The 15,269-nt window shown below is 62.6% G+C and carries 12 protein-coding genes; 1 reads left to right on the forward strand and 11 read right to left on the reverse strand.

Going from position 1 to position 15,269, the window contains the following annotated elements:
• Positions 1 to 141: 141 nt before the first annotated feature.
• The 7 genes from WKC72_RS08965 to WKC72_RS08995 form a co-directional block, all read right to left on the reverse strand.
• Positions 142 to 606, reverse strand: a complete 465-nt coding sequence (locus WKC72_RS08965; RefSeq protein ID WP_370182344.1) for an SDR family NAD(P)-dependent oxidoreductase — start codon at positions 604 to 606, stop codon at positions 142 to 144.
• Positions 603 to 1,538, reverse strand: coding sequence for an acyl-CoA dehydratase activase (locus tag WKC72_RS08970; RefSeq protein WP_370182345.1), 936 nt, complete (start codon positions 1,536 to 1,538; stop codon positions 603 to 605). The genes WKC72_RS08965 and WKC72_RS08970 overlap by 4 nt, the downstream gene beginning before the upstream one ends.
• Positions 1,538 to 2,812 (reverse strand): 2-hydroxyacyl-CoA dehydratase subunit D, encoded by a 1,275-nt coding sequence (locus tag WKC72_RS08975; RefSeq protein WP_370184301.1) that lies wholly within the window; start codon positions 2,810 to 2,812, stop codon positions 1,538 to 1,540. Before WKC72_RS08975 ends, WKC72_RS08970 begins: the two co-directional genes overlap by 1 nt.
• A 92-nt stretch (positions 2,813 to 2,904) precedes the next feature.
• A complete protein-coding gene (locus WKC72_RS08980) occupies positions 2,905 to 4,077 on the reverse strand; it encodes a 2-hydroxyacyl-CoA dehydratase subunit D (protein ID WP_370182346.1) in 1,173 nt (390 codons plus the stop codon).
• Positions 4,078 to 4,211: 134 nt separating this feature from the next.
• Positions 4,212 to 5,063: a PaaX family transcriptional regulator C-terminal domain-containing protein gene (locus WKC72_RS08985; protein WP_368680404.1), complete on the reverse strand. Its 852-nt coding sequence runs from the start codon at positions 5,061 to 5,063 to the stop codon at positions 4,212 to 4,214.
• 42 nt (positions 5,064 to 5,105) lie between these two features.
• The gene (locus tag WKC72_RS08990; RefSeq protein WP_370182347.1) at positions 5,106 to 6,158 is read right to left on the reverse strand and encodes an NAD(P)H-dependent flavin oxidoreductase; all 1,053 of its coding nucleotides are present in this window, start codon (positions 6,156 to 6,158) and stop codon (positions 5,106 to 5,108) included.
• 69 nt (positions 6,159 to 6,227) lie between these two features.
• A complete protein-coding gene (locus WKC72_RS08995) occupies positions 6,228 to 7,856 on the reverse strand; it encodes an AMP-binding protein (protein ID WP_370184303.1) in 1,629 nt (542 codons plus the stop codon).
• 353 nt (positions 7,857 to 8,209) lie between these two features.
• On the opposite strand from WKC72_RS08995, the gene WKC72_RS09000 reads away from it, so the two are divergent.
• The gene (locus tag WKC72_RS09000; RefSeq protein ID WP_370182348.1) at positions 8,210 to 9,001 is read left to right on the forward strand and encodes an SDR family NAD(P)-dependent oxidoreductase; all 792 of its coding nucleotides are present in this window, start codon (positions 8,210 to 8,212) and stop codon (positions 8,999 to 9,001) included.
• A gap of 82 nt (positions 9,002 to 9,083) precedes the next feature.
• Here WKC72_RS09000 and WKC72_RS09005 read toward each other — a convergent pair whose 3' ends face one another.
• The 4 genes from WKC72_RS09005 to WKC72_RS09020 all read right to left on the reverse strand — a co-directional run bounded on the left by WKC72_RS09005 (position 9,084) and on the right by WKC72_RS09020 (position 15,240).
• Positions 9,084 to 10,781 carry an FAD-dependent oxidoreductase gene (locus WKC72_RS09005; protein ID WP_268789388.1) on the reverse strand — a complete coding sequence of 566 codons (1,698 nt, stop codon included), beginning with the start codon at positions 10,779 to 10,781 and terminating at the stop codon, positions 9,084 to 9,086.
• Positions 10,769 to 12,934 (reverse strand): molybdopterin-dependent oxidoreductase, encoded by a 2,166-nt coding sequence (locus tag WKC72_RS09010; RefSeq protein ID WP_370182349.1) that lies wholly within the window; start codon positions 12,932 to 12,934, stop codon positions 10,769 to 10,771. The genes WKC72_RS09005 and WKC72_RS09010 overlap by 13 nt, the downstream gene beginning before the upstream one ends.
• Before the next feature lie 81 nt (positions 12,935 to 13,015).
• Complete coding sequence (locus WKC72_RS09015) at positions 13,016 to 13,894, reverse strand: acyl-CoA dehydratase activase (RefSeq protein WP_009475567.1); 879 nt, start codon at positions 13,892 to 13,894, stop codon at positions 13,016 to 13,018.
• A 20-nt stretch (positions 13,895 to 13,914) separates the two neighbouring features.
• A complete protein-coding gene (locus WKC72_RS09020; protein ID WP_009475566.1) occupies positions 13,915 to 15,240 on the reverse strand; it encodes a 2-hydroxyacyl-CoA dehydratase subunit D in 1,326 nt (441 codons plus the stop codon).
• Positions 15,241 to 15,269: the final 29 nt, after the last annotated feature.

A 15,269-nucleotide genomic window follows, 5' to 3' on the forward strand; every position in this document is an offset into this window, starting at 1 on the left:
GATTCCAGTGCGACAGGTCTTCCAGCATTTGGACTGACCATAAATCCTGAGGATGGATACGGCAAGGGCGAACCAGCGAGTTTGTGGGTCAAGACCGGGCGGCGCGGAGGCTCGGGCACGGTCAAGATTGCGAAACCGGAGCTAGTTGTGTCGCAGTCGGTCGAGCACCTTGTCCGCAACGACGGAATCCTCGTCGACAGCGACCGATTGAACGCTGACACCGCCGGAATCCGAATCGCAAGTCCCGCCGACGTTCACAACGGTTCCGTGGCCGAGTGCACGCATGGATTTCAGTACGACGTCCGTGACGGCAGTGTCGCCGGGCAGACAGTTGATGAGAATGTCGGCATCACCGAGTGACGCTGCGAGTTCCGCCACTACCCGACAGGCGTCCTCGTTCGAGGGTAGATCCCCGGCTCCGGACAGCGCCCAAATACCCGACGCCGATTCGAACAGCCGTTTTGCCGCAATTTCACCTTGTTCGACATCGCGGCCGATCAGGCCGATTCGCTGTGCACCGAGCTCGACGAGTCGATGCGCAATCAGCAAACCAAGTCCTTGGTCACCACCCACGATGAAGATCGTGGAGTCATGCACGGGGCTCATGTCGTGGTCCGCACCGTCAGCGGAATTGAGACGTGGCTGTGGTCGCCGGCGGTTCCGTCGCAACCGGCGCACTGAGGAACTATTCCGGCTGCCCGTGCGGCCAGTTGTTGCTTGGCTGCGCCGTCACGCGACTCGGTCGGGGCGACTGATCCTGCGTACTCGTCCCGTGCCAGAAGGCCGGCGCCGTACGCTCCTGCGATCTGTGGCTGCTCGAGCAGTTCGAGAGGGTGGCGTAATGCCAATTCGATGTAATGCCTGGCTGCCGCATTCTGGGCGACGCCGCCGGTCATGACGGTTGGCGTCGCCTTGCCGACCTGGGCGACCAAGCCGAGGGTTCTCGCGGCAACGGCTTTGTGGACCGAGGCGGCGATATCAGACTTGGCTTGCCCCTGAGCAAGGAGGGAGATCACCTCTGTCTCGGCGAAGGTGGCGCACATGCTACTGACTTCCAGGCCGTCGGCGCCCGCCAGCGCGAGGCTGCCCACCTCCTCGACATCGACTTCCAGTGCGCGGGCGAGCACGTCGAAGAAGCGCCCGGTCCCGCTCGCACACCGATCGTTCATGGCGAAGCGATCCACCAAACCGTCGGAGTCGACCGCAATGACTTTGCTGTCCTGACCGCCGATATCGATGACCAATCGGACCCCCGGGTACAGGGCGGCTGCTCCGCGCGCATGGCAGGTGAGCTCGGTGAACGACCGGTCGGCGCCTGGGACGAGCTTGCGCCCGTATCCTGTGCTGATGGTTCGTCTGATGTCGTCCTGAGTGACATCTGCTGCCGTCAGCGCCTGGTTCATTGCGCGTGTCACCGCATCTCTACTGACGGCACCCATCTGGACAACGCTCGAGCCGACCAAGCCACCGTCCTGGTCGACGACGGTGGCCTTGGCCGTCGTCGAGCCGAGGTCGACGCCCATCACGTACCAGTTCATCAGACCAGCGTCTTCATCCGCTGCACGTCGATGGCCTCCAACATCGCCTCGAGGCGACTGTCGAACAGCTCATCGTTGTAGAACGAAGCGTCCGCGACGTCGCCTTCGAAGACGAACGACTTGACCCCACGTTCCCGCTCGGCTGCTTTGGCCAGCATCGACTGTGGATTCGTCATTGCGCGGCACGTGCGAGTCGAGTGGAAGGCGATGCCGTCGATGGAGTACTGGTCGAGGCGCTTGAGCAGCAATTCCTGAAGATTCTTGAGCCCGTGGTTCAGTGGGCACAGCAGGTAATGTTGGCCCATCCCGCGCAGCGGATTGTCGACATCGATGAGTTGCGGTTCCTGCCAGAAGGATTCATGCGTGTAGCGACCAGCGACGACAGCGACGTCGTACTCGGCGAACTTGCGGGTGAGGAATCCGAGTTTGTTCCAGTTCATTATGCCGTCGAAGTACACGCGGTACCGCTCATTTGCGACGGCGGAGACTCCGTCGACGATGCGCTGCTGGATCTCGGCTTTCACACCCGCGAAGTAGTCGACGAGTGCCTGATTACCGGGGAGGAAGTTGATGGGTGCGATGCTGGCGACCCAGTCCCAATACGTCGCCGGAGTCGGGGCGAGTGTGCACAGCTCCATCGCTTCGAGGCGCAGTTGCGATGCCTTCTTGATGTAGGACATGCTCTCGCTCAACGCATCCCAGTCGAACGGTCGCCCGGTCTGATGCTCGAGAAATTCGACCAGTTCCCGCAGCTGGCCTTCTACGTAGGTGCTGACCTCGTTCCACTCTTCACCACGCATGTATCCAGCGTCCGGCTTGTTGCCCCACAGCATCGGAATCGACACGTTGAAGATGGGGAGCTTTCGGTCGAAGACACGGTACGTCATCGCGTCCCATTGCTGACCGGTGCTGCAACCTGCATACCCGTTGACGAAGAAGTCCGGCGCAGGAAGTTTGGCCGCCAGTTCCTGCTGGTCGAGCATGCCTACGACGCCGCTCTCGCGTTCGTTGACGTTCTTTTGCGTCAATACAGCGCACCCGAGATGAGTGCGGGCATACGAGCACAGCTCACCGATATAACCGTACTCGGAACCAGCGGCCTGGGCCGGCTCCTCGAGGTGCTGTGCGGCGAGGCGGGCAGCGAATGCCTCACCGTGGCACCATTCGAGGCCTGCTGCCTGAAAGATGGGGTTGAGGGCGGAACCGTTGTACCAGACAACGTGCTTGCCACGCTCCTTGGCGGTGAAGATGTTCTCCCAGTAATCGGCGGTCATCTTTCCGCCGACTCGGGTGCTCGACAGTCGGTTGGTCTTGTCTTGGGGCGTTGCGATCGGCACTACGAACTCCTTCGAACGTGGGTTACGAATCAGGCAGGGACGGGTGCGGCATGACGACGGATGCGCTCGATGAATGTCTCCATCTTGGTCCGCAACGTTTCCACCGGAATGCCCTCGTGTTCGGTCTCGATCAACAGCGATGGCACATCGTGCTCTTCGAGCGCCTTGCGCAACTCCGGGTAGTACAGCATGTGCGGCTCGCAGAATTTGGCCATCAGAACGACGACTCCGACAGAACGACTCTTCGCAAGCGAATCCAGCAGGTACGTATCCCAGTCAACCTTGCTGGTGACGCGAGTAGGGCACGGTGCGTTGATGTTTCGCTGCATGTACCACGTCGACAGCGCCTTCAGTGGATCGTCGCTTTCGGGGACATCGGTAGAAATGTAGCGGTAGCCGGTGTAAAGGTCGTCATCCACGACGAGTCCGCCGGATTCCTCGATGACGTCGAGGATCTCAGGTTTGGGCGCGTGGCAGAAATGACCCGAAAGATGCAGCCGCACGAGGTCATCCGGTGCCTGATCGCGCAGCACGAGTCGATCGAGTAGTGTCTCGAGGACGGCTGTGTGCTCCTCGATATCCATGACCATGCTCGATTTGACGAGAAGTTGCATCTCGCCGGCAGTGATGCGTGTCAGGCCTGATCGGCGCAAGTCGTAGAACCGGCGGAGCAGGCGACGGTTCGCATTGAACAGTCCGATACTGCGTGTGAGGTCCTCGGCGGCCACGACAGTGCCGACGACGGTTTCGATCTCGGTCTTCAGTTCGCCGATTCGGCCGTCGACTCGCGATTTGGTCCAGGCGTCATCCATCGCGCTGGTGAATTGCGCGAAGTGCACCGGCTTTTCGGGTCGTGCATAGCGGATGGCATCGACGGCGCCCAGAAGTTGAACGCAGTGGTCGGCAGCGACGAATCCGTCGAACACGTCGAGTTCGCCGATGGCCGCCTGGTCGGCGACGCTTCTGGTGTATCCGCAATAGAACTCGGCGAGCATACTGCGACCCTCGGTGATCGGTGTCTTGCTCTCCTGAACGATCACCGGCAAGGCGCCTGCAGCATGCATGATCTCCGACGGAAAGTTCATGGGGAACGAGCCGATGACAGGTCGTCGATGTGTGTCTTTCCAGTTCTGTGCGTACGACACCGGATCGTCGGCGGCAATTCGCAGCGTGGCCAGCGAGGGTGCGTGGAGTTCGCTCACTGTTCTCCTTCAACTTCCTGAAGTGAAACGCACCGCAACGGCGCTGCCTCGAACTATACATTTTAGGACAGGCGCTGTCGAGAAATGTAAAACTAAATCTGGTTAGACGTATGCCCGAACGGTTCGAGCGGTGTTCAGTCGAGGCGCGCTATCGACAGCCAGTGCGCGTGCGCTGCAGGTGCCCACTCGGTGCGGAAATCCTGGAGTCGTTTCACGACCCCGAGGCCGGCCCAGCCGGGGAGGAGGATGTCCGGCAGGTGTGGATCCATGTAGGGCGTCTGCCGGAGTGCGTCCACCAACTCCAGGTGGGCGAACAGTGCAGCCTCGCCCGACAGGCCTTTCTTGTCAGCGAACCTGGTCAGTAGGTCGTCGTAATCGTGGGCGATCTTCTCGAGATCCCACGAACGCTGCACCAACTCGTCCTCCGAGATGCCCGCGGCTGCGGGCGACCCGATGAAGGAGACGGTGTTCGGCGACAGTCCGAGGGAATCGATGACCTTCGTGGCTTCGGCCAGGCGATCAACGTGCGGGGTGACCCACACACCGGGGCTGGGATTGCCGAAACCGGCCCATCGGAACGCGGCATACAGCTTCTTCCGTACCGCGCGGTGCGACTCGGGAACAGGAACGATGACGACGAGCCACCGGCCGTCCCATCGCGCGGCTTGGGATGCGTCCGGGAACACACGCGTCGTACCTTCGATGAACAGCTGATGGCCCCGCTCGGTGAGGCTCCACTTCGTTTCGCGACCGTCCCGTTTGGCGGTGATCAGACCGGATGCACCCGCGCGAGCGATTGCCTGCCTACTGGCAGCCTCCCCGAAGCCCAGGCCGGTGAGGGCGTAGAGCAGCGCCGCCGTCCGTACCGGTCGACGGTACGGAGCGACGAACTCGCCGAGAATCGAGATGAGTGCGGAACGCGCGCTGCCAACTGAGGTCGACCCCCCCGTACCCGGCTTCGACATTGATTCGGTCACGGACGACATGCTATCTGCGACCACTCGAACCACCGCTGCCAGGGAATCTGCTCAGACCGGCGTCGGCACCGGTGTCGGCAACGCAGATGCCAGTCGGCGAAGGATGTCGGCCGCCTCGGACGCCATGCGAGGGACGAACTCGGCGATTTCGATGATGTCGTTGATCGCGGACGCCACCTGGCCGGTCAGGACCAGGCCCTCGGTGACGTCCCCGTCGGTCTGAGCGCGCTGCATCGATTCGATCTTCCATCGTGTGAGCTCGACGGTGTCGAGGATCTCACCCGCCGACTCCTGGTGATCCGTGAGCATCTTCGATGCAGCATTGCGCAGGCCTCGACACGGCCCGTAGACACCGTCGAATGCGACATCGTCACCCTCCCCGGCCCCGAGAATCGCCTGGATATACGCCGGATGCCAGTCGGAGTTCGCGGTGCTGGCGATGAACCGGGTTCCCATCGCCACACCGTCTGCGCCCATCGCCAGCGCCGACGCGAGGCCCCGGGCATCGCGGGCGCCGCCGGTGAGCAGAACCGGAATGTCGACCGCTTCGGTGACACTGGGAATCAAGACATACGAGTGAACGGCTTTGCTCGGTGCGTGGCCGCCCATCTCGAAACCCGCAGCAATGACGACGTCGACGCCGGCGTCTGCGGCCTTGACGGCCTGCCTCGTGGACCCCACCTTGTGCTGGTGGATCAGACCGGCGTCTTTGATCAGCCCGATGTAGTCGCCGGGGAATCCCGCCGAGGTGGTGAGTACGGTCAACTGGTCGGTCAGTACCGAATCTGATCGCCGAGCCTCGAGCACCGTGCGGATGTAGACGTCGGTAAACGGCAGTACGACGCCGTTGCCGTCGACACCGACCGGAATGTTCACCGCAAACGGATTGCCGGTCAGGGACGCGCACTCCTCGATGTGTTCGCGGAACGTGCGTGCGCCTGCCTCGAGGTCGGTAGGCATGCCGGGCATCGAGACCGTCCCCAACCCGCCCGCGTTGGAGACAGCGGCCGCGAGTTTGGGAGTCCGGAACGGGCCGAGTCCTTCCTGGACGATCGGGTGGTCGATTCCGATCAGGCGCGTATACCGGTTGGTGATGGGATGCATGCAGGGCTCCTGCCGGGGAAATGGGGTGTACGTAGTGCTACAAAGTAGGTGCGTCAGCGCCTTGATGCGTCAACTCACGTCCGCGCGTTCGGGTGCCGACGCCAGCTCGCCGGCGATAATTCGGTCGCGCAGGCGGAACTTCTGAATCTTGCCGCTCGGCGTCATCGGGAACTGGTCGGTGAAATACCAGAGCGAAGGCGCCTTGTGGGCCGAAATGCGTTCGCGACACCAGGATTTGAGCGCAGAGGGGTCGGGGCGATCGTGGCCGTCGTGGAGTCGGATGACTGCCCCCACCTGCTCACCCCACCGCTCGTCCGGCACGCCCACGACGATGACGTCGGCGATCGACGGGTGCTGGAACAGTAGCTCCTCGATCTCGCGAGGATACAGGTTCACGCCACCGCGGATTATCACCTCGGTAAGGCGTCCGGTGACCTTGATGAAGCCCCGGGTATCCATGGTGCCGAGGTCTCCCATGTGTAGCCATCCCTCGGCGTCGATGGTTGCGGCGGTGGCATCGGGCATCTCGTAGTAACCGAGCATGTTCTGGTAACCGCGGCAACAGATTTCGCCCTGCTCACCGATTGGCAGTGCTTCACCCGTCAGCGGGTCCGCGATCTTTACCTCGAGTTCGGGTAACGGCTGACCGACGGTGGTTGCTTGATCGACCGGATCGTCCGTGACGCGAGTCTGGCTGATCACACCGTGCATCTCGGTCTGTCCGAACAGGATCGTGAACCGGCAGTCCAGGCGGTCGATGACTCGGTGGATCAGGCTCTCGGGCACGGTTGCGGCTCCGGACAACACCGTGCGCAGGCTGGAAATGTCCCTCGTCGCCAGATCCGGGTGTTCGAGCAGTGCAATGAGCATCGTGGGGACCATCAACGAGTGCGTGCCGTTGTAGGTTTCGATCATTTCCAGAGTCTGCGCGGCATCGAATGCAGGGAGTACGACGTAGGTGCCCCGCTTCGAGAAAGTCCCCAACTCGGTGACCGCGCCGCCGCCGATGTGGTACATCGGCATCGCATTGATGCACACGCCGGCCTCTTCCATGTCGGCGCGGTCGAACACGAAGTTGGCCTCGTTGATGATGCCCTTGTGGTGCAGTAGAGCACCCTTCGGGAAGCCCGTTGTTCCCGACGTGTACTGGATCTGCACGGGATCCATGGGATCTACGTCGGGCAAGTCCTTCGTGCTGTCGGCGGCGTCGACGAACGACCGCCACGTGCTGGTGCTGACGATCGTGTGCAGCCCGGGGAGATTGGGCCGGATCTCGTCGATGATCGATCGGAGGTCGACTCCTCGGTAGGAGTCGCGATAGAACAGTGCCACGGCACCGGCCTGCTTCAGCACGTATTCGAGTTCGTGGGCGCGGTAGGCGGGATTCGCAGCGACGACGACCATTCCTGCCATCGCGACGGCCTGCTGCAGGATGACCCAATCGGCACTGTTCGGGGCCCAGATACCGATCCGATCTCCAGGTTCGCACTTGGTCAGCAGTGCCTTGGCAACCGACTCGACCTCGGTCAGCAGTTCGCTGTAGGTCCACGAGGTCCGCTCGCTGGGGTCCGGAGCGGCGTCGACGAGGGCGATGCGGTCGGGCACTGTGCTTGCAGCCTCGCGAAGCAACCCACCGAGGGTAATGTCGCGAACTCCTGTGCTGGAAGTCGACGGCCACAGTGATAGTTCTGGGTGCATGGGGCGTAATCCTGTCTTCAGCGTTCGAGTTGAAGTGTCGTTTCGATCCTCGGTACACGAGACATCTCGAAACCTTGTTGCCTCTATCACACACTGAAGTAATACATTGAAAACCAAAATTCGTCCAGCATTGTCATATGACTGGAACGTCGAGCCGGGCGGCGTCGTGGATGCCTCCGGTACCGGCGAGGATAAAGCGATTACCTCATCATCAATCAAAAACAACTAGGCCCTCCGGGGTCCTGACGTCCTTTCGGAGATGCCTTGCGTTGTGTCTATACTCTACATAAATGTCCATGACACATCAATATCTGTCAACTATGCTGTAATAGCATCGCCCCTGGAGGTAGTGCATGTCCTCATCCACGCTGGTCCGGAACTACGAAGACTCGGGAGTGCTGATCGCCGGTGGCACCTCAGGTGTCGGCCTCGCGACGGCTCTCGGCTTTGTTGACGCGGGCGTACGCCGAATCGTGTTGCTCGGTCGAAACGAAGAGCGAGGGAAGGCCGCAGAGCGAACGGTCCAGGATCGGTGTTCGGATGTCGACGTAACCTTCATCGCGACTGATGCATCCGACATCGGTCAGGTGGAATCTTCCGTCGTCGCGGCTCACCGGGCGTTGGGATCGGTCGACGTTCTTGTGAACTCCACAACCACGTCCTACCGGCCTGAGCTGCTGCACCGTACTCCTGTCGCCGACATCGCGGGCATCCTGATGGGGCAGGCCCTACCCCCGATGCTGATGACCCGGACAGTGTTGCCGTTGATGCAGCAACAGGGAGGGGGAAGCATCGTCAACATCGCGTCCGATGCAGCCAAGGTGCCGACGCCCGGCGAGAGTGCTCTCGGGGCCGCGATGGCCGCGATCGTGATGTTCACGCGGGTTACCGCGATCGAAGCCAAGCGCAACGGTGTGCGAGTGAACGCGGTGACTCCCTCGCTGATCGATGGCACACCAACAGCGGCCAATGTGCTCAGCGATGGTTTCAGCAAGTCGCTTTTCGAGAAGGCGTCAGCTCAAGCTCATCTCGGGGTGGCTGTGCCCGAGGATCTCGCATCCCTCATCGTGTTTCTCGGCGGCCCCGATGCAGCTCGCCTGACCGGTCAGACGATCAGTGTCAACGGCGGTATCTCTGCCTTCTGACACACCATGAACCCCACCCTCGCCCCCCCTGCCGGCAGAAAGCGATCGCCGCCAGGGGGTGGTGGTGCGTTACGGCGTAGCGTCAGGAGAATTGGGCCCGAACAAGCATGCCATCGATGTCGACGATCTTGACCCGTGGACGTCCCGCTTGCTTCCCCGCAGCCCGTTCGAACTGATCGATGGCCTGCCACCCTTCGTAGTCGATCGATTCCGGCCTTCGTTCTCGCACGAGATCCAGCAACGATCGACTGCCTCTCGCTGCAGCTGTGAGTCGCCCGTTCGCGTGGTCGTCGAGAAGACTCGTGACCGTTTCGATCGAGCAGTGCTTGTTCGTGCCGATGACGCCGGAAGGGCCACGTTTGATCCACCCGGTCACGTACACACCCGTCCGAGTTTCTCCTGTATTCGGATCCACAACCTGACCGTTGTGGTTCGGAATGATTCCGCGGTCGATGTCGAAGGGAAGGCCGGGCATCGGGCGGCCTCGGTAACCGACCGACCGTACGACGAGTCCGCATTCGAGCACATCTGTGGTCTTCGTGGGCCGGATGCCGGAACGGTCGTTACCATCGGCGACCATCTCATTGCGTCGCAACCGTATTCCTCGCACGCGATCGTCGCCGAGGATCTCCACCGGTGATGCCAGATATCGCAGCACTATCCTGCGTGGGGCGCTACCTGCGGGTCGTGACGCGAGCTCATCTGCAACTTGCGCCTTCAGCGTCGTCGGTGGACAGGCCGTCTGATCGTTGTCATTCTCGGCAGGGTCGACTTCCGTCGCGGGACAGTCGAGGGTTACCTCGACCTCGGTTGTCAACCCGGCGAGCCCCAGCAACTCGGGTGTCGTGTAAGCGGCATACGCCGGATCACGGCGACCTACTACGACGACCTCCCGGATGCCGCTGCCGGCCAGCGCCGACAGGGCGTGTCCGGCGATATCCGTACGTGCCAATTCCTTGACGTCGCGTGTGAGGATCCGTGCGATATCGAGCGCCACATTCCCGTTGCCCAGTATCACCGCCCGCTCGGTGGACAGGTCGAAGGCATGGTCTGTGTGATCGGGATGGCCGTTGTACCACCCGACCAGATCGGTTGCCGACACACTGCCCGGCAGGTCTTCTCCGGGAATGTCCAGTCGCTTGTCGGCGGGCGCACCTACCGCGTAGATCACCGCATGATGGTGGGCAAGGAGTTCGTCGTGGGTGAGGTGCGTGCCAATCTCTACCCCGAGGTGGAAGAACACTCCCGGTCGACTTGCCATGCGCTCGAATGTCCGTGTTGCGGACTTGGTGTGTTGATGGTCCGGTGCAACTCCGTAGCGAACCAGGCCCCACGGCGTGGGCAGACGGTCGAAGATGTGAACCTCGACGTCGAGACCCGGCGTGGTCGTCAACTCGTCCGCCGCGTAGCAGGCGCTCGGCCCGGACCCCACGATGGCCACACGCAGCGGGCCTACGGATGACCCGTTGTGGTCGGATCGCTCGCGCGCAACTCTTTCGCGCCTGTATTGCGTTCGTGTCGAGTCGTCGAAGAAGCGCGCGTTGAGGTCCGCGTACCGGATGGTCTCGGGTGTGAGAGCCGAGTCCGGGACGATCGCGTCCACCGGGCAGACGTCGACATCCGTGCATGCCCCGCAGTCGATGCAGGTCGCAGGGTCGATGTGGAGCATTTCCGCGCGCGCGTAGTCAGGCTCTTCAGGAGTGGGGTGGATGCAGTTGACGGGGCAGACGCTCACACAGCTCGCATCGTTGCAGCACTGTTGGGTGATCACGTGTGGCATGGAGGGTCGATTCTGTCGATCGAGACGGGAATGTTCGTCATTCGCGGCTGCCCGGTGTACCGGTCGAACTTCTCGGAGAGGGACACGAGCCGGCTGGGGCTGCTGCCGACTGCCCATACTTCTTCGGCGTCACCGGTGGGTCCGTAGCCGAACGCCATCGACACCATTCCGGTTCGTAGTGCTGGATCTTTCATTGCCACAGCGGTGATGGAGGACAGGTCCGAGCTGATACGAACGAGCGCGCCGTCGGACACACCGAGCTCGGTCATGTCGTCGGGGTGCAGGAACGCCGGGTTGTAGGGGACGCCGCGGTGGGTTCGATCGATGTTGCAGGAGGAGTTGTAGACGTGGAGGTGTCGTCGGCACAGGAGACGGTACGGCCGGTCCGACCGGGGTAGCTCGACGACGCCGGCATGTCCGGCCAACTGGGCGAGCATCAGGTGGTTGCCTATGTCGAGGCGATCGAGCACGTCGGGGTCGCCCGGTTGCACCTGTAGGAGGCGGGTCGTCCGGGTCATTCCGTCGGGATGGGATTTGACCTCCGACAGGGGGATGGCGGAACCCTCGGTCAGGATGTCGATGAGTTCGTCGGTTGTCGAGACGCCGTCGATCGGCCGAGGGGGAGACGACGGACATCCGAACGGCGATACCTCGACCGGATACCCGAGTCGTGTCATGAGCCCGTGAAAGAACCGCCACTCTTCGATGACATCGGACCGCTCGGGGCGCTCGACGACTGCAGGCGAATACTGTGCGTAGGATTGCCCGATTCCATAGCCCGTTCCCCTCGCTGCGAGCGCATCGAGAAACACGGTCGTCGACGGCGCCTCCAACGGCATCGTCGGTGCGATCACGTAATCGGCCACACGTGCCGAAGCGGAATACCACGGATCGATCTGGACGAACAATTCCAGGGACTCGAGTGCCTCGACAGTCCGCCGCTGGTCGGGGAACGCTACGGCCGGGTTACCTCCCCAGCTGATCAGGGCACGCACCTGCCCCTCTCCCGGGGTGAGAATCTCCTCCGGCAGCGTTGCCGTCGGCCTGCCCGCCCGGGTCTTACGCAATCCGCGGACCCGCACCGTGCCCGGCAACGCCCAGTCGGCATCCGGCGATGTGGCCTGGGCGACAGGAACATAGGACGGGAGCAACGTGGGTGACGCCGACACGGTCTCGCCCGCGCGCAGCCAGCGTCCGCACAAGGTCTCGAGGGCGAGCACCAGGTACTCGACCAGCGTGCCCTCGCCCGCCATGTTCGGTCCGGTTCCCGCCATGGTGTAGCCACGTTTCGCGCTGGCGTAGCAGCGGGCGGCGGCGACGAGGTCCGCGCCGGATATCCCCGCCAACCGCGCCACCTCGTAAGGATCGAACCCGTGCACCGCGGCGCTCAACTCCGGAAGGCCGCGCACGTGCCGGGCGACGAAGTCCCGGTCGAACAGGCCCTCGTCGATGACGATCCTGATCATGGCCGCGAGAATTGGGATGTCGTGCCCGGGTGCCGCCTGCAGGTACCAATCGGCGTGTCGTGCCACATCGGTCCGGCGCGGATCGACGACGATGAGTTTGCACCCCCGGGCAAGGGTGTCCAGGAGCCAACGTTTGGGCGAGCCCGCTGGAAAGCCCGTGCAGGTAACCACCGGGTTGATCCCGATCAGCAGGATGGCCTCCGGTGCGTCGAATCCCTGGGACGGGGCGGACCAGTACCCGAGGAGGGACTGCGCGACCTGTTTCCCGCCTTTGTCGATGGTGTTCGGGTCGAACCTCATGTCGGAGCCGAGGGCATCGAACAGGGCGTTGTGGACGGGTGCTGCAGTCGGAGCGGTGGTGATGTGCGCCATGGTCCCTGCATAGCTGGCGATCGCGCGAGGTCCATACCGATCGCGTATGTCCGCAAGTTTGGCGGCGATCTCGTCCATGGCCTGCTCGACGGGGACACGCACATGGCCGTCCGGTGTCCGCACCAGCGAGTGCACGAGACGATCGGCGTGCCGGAGGTATTCGTGCTGTGATCGTCCTTTGACGCAGGTGTATCCGCCGTACACCTGATTGCGACCGTTCCCGTGGATCGCGGTCGCAACTCCCTCGTCAACGTCGACACGTATCGAACAGTGATTGATGCAGATCCGGCAGAAGGAATTACGCGTGTGCTTCATTGATCTCCGTACGTCGTGGACAGAGCTCGATCGTCAGGTGGTTGGTGCAGCTACGGCTGTTCAGCAGGCTGGGCGACCGCGTTATGACGCCGGTACGGTCGGCATGTGCAGTTCGATCGAGCCGGTGCAGTCTCCGCACGAGTGGGCCGGCGGGCCGGTGGGCGAGAGTTCGACGTCCGGGGGCGAAGCCACGGTGCCGCACGTCTCGAGCGCGAGGAGGGCTGCACCGTAGGCGCCGGTGATCTGCGGGTCCGGCGGGACATCCACATGCACCCCCAGTGCCGAGCTCAAGAAGTGTACGGCCGCGGCATTCTTCGCCACCCCACCGGTCATCACTACCGGCGTCTTCTTGCCCACCTGAGCAATCAAACCGAGCGTCCGGGCGGAAACCGCCCGGTGAACGGAGGCGGCTATGTCGGTCCGCTCGCACCCGCTTGCGAGCAGCGACACGATCTCGGTTTCGGCGAAGGTTGCGCACATGCTGCTGACCTCCAGGTTCTTCTCACCCGACAGGGCGAGGTCGGCCAGCTCGTCGACCTCGCACTCGATGGCCCTCGCGAGTACCTCGAAGAATCGCCCCGTGCCGCTGGCACATCGGTCGTTCATTGCGAAGTCCTCGACGAGTCCCTCGCCGTCCACAGCGATGACCTTGCTGTCCTGCCCACCGATGTCGACGATCAATCGGACGCCGGGGCACAATGCTGCGACGCCGCGCGCATGACAGGTGATCTCGGTGAACGTCCGCCCGATGCCGGGGACGAGTCTGCGACCGTAGCCGGTGCTGATGGTAGCCGTGATCTGCGACGGCGCCACCGAGGCCCGGCCGAGGGCGTCGTCGATTGCCTGCCGCATTCCAGCTCGGCTCACGGCGCCCATCTGAATGGCGCTCGCGCCCAGAAATGCTGCGGACCCGTCGAGGATGACGGCTTTGGCGGACGTCGATCCGAGGTCGACTCCCATGAAGTATTCCGTCACGTCGATCAGACCCGGCTTCGGCGGACGTCGATGCCCTCGAGCATGGCTGCCAGACGGCTTTCGAGGATCTCGTCCTTGTAGAAGGATGCGTCGGCGACGTCACCTTCGAAGAACATCGAGGGGATTCCGAGTTCTTTCTGCGCCGACTTCGCGAGCAGGTGCTGGGGGTTGGTGAATGCTCGGCAGGTACGGGAGGCGTGGAAGACGATTCCGTCGATTCCGTAGTCGATGCAATCGCGGTTGGTGAGGTGCTTGAGCGTCTTTACGCCGTGGTTCGTCGGGCACAGCAGATAGTGCTGCGCCATACCGAGAATGGGATCTTCCGTGTCGATCAGGTGCGGTTCCTGCCAGAACGCATTGTGGGTGTATCTTCCGCAGACCACGGCGACGTCGGCGTCGGCGAATTTGCGCGAGAGCCAGCCGAGCTTGTTCCAGTTCATGATGCCGTCGAAGTAGAGACGGTAGCGCTCGTTGCGGACGCCGGGGATGGCGTGGTCGAGACGGTACTGGACTTCGGTTTTGACGTCGGCGAAGTACTGGACCAATTCCGGTCCGGCGGGCATGAAGTTGATGTGCGCGATGCTGGCGATCCAGTCCCAGTAGGTGGCCGGTGTCGGGGCGGCACGGCACAGCGCCATCGCCTCGCGTCGTAGTTCCGAGGCGCGTTTGATGTAGGACATGTTCTGCCGTAGCGCATCCCAGTCGAATGGCCGGCCTGTCATCGTCTCCAGGAAGGCGATCAGCTTGTGCAGTTGATCGGCCACATAACGTGAGGCCTGCTCCCACTCCTCACCGCGAAGGTAGCCTGCGTCGGGTTTGTTGCTGGGCAGGAAGGGGAGGGAGACGTTGAAGATCGGCACCTGTTTTCCGAAGACGCGGTACGAAATTTCGTCCCATTGCTGGCCGGTGCTGCAGCCGGCGTACGCGTTGACGAAGAAGTCCGGTGCAGGCAGGCGGGAGGCGAGTTGCTGTTGGTCGACGAGTCCGACGATGCCGTTCTCATCCTCGGACTTGGCCTGCTTGGTGAGTACGGCGCAACCGAGATGTGTTCTTGCGTATGAACACAACTCGCCGATGTACCCGTATTCCTCGCCGGCGAGCTGGGCCGGCTTCTCGAGCTGTTGTGCGGCCAGGCGTGCCGAGAACGCCTCGCCGTGGCACCACTCGAGTCCGGCGGCCTGGAAGATCGGGTTCACGGCTGAACCGTTGTACCAGACCACTTGCTTGCCGCGTTCCTTCGCCGTGAACAGGTTCTCCCAGTAGTCGCCCACCATGTTGGTGGCGGTCGGGATAACGATCTTGTTGGAATTGCCGAGCGTGGGGGCTGACACAGTAAATTCCTCCGAAGGTGGGTGTGGGT

The organism is Rhodococcus wratislaviensis (assembly GCF_041228765.1).
In the GTDB taxonomy this organism is placed as follows: domain Bacteria; phylum Actinomycetota; class Actinomycetes; order Mycobacteriales; family Mycobacteriaceae; genus Rhodococcus_F; species Rhodococcus_F wratislaviensis.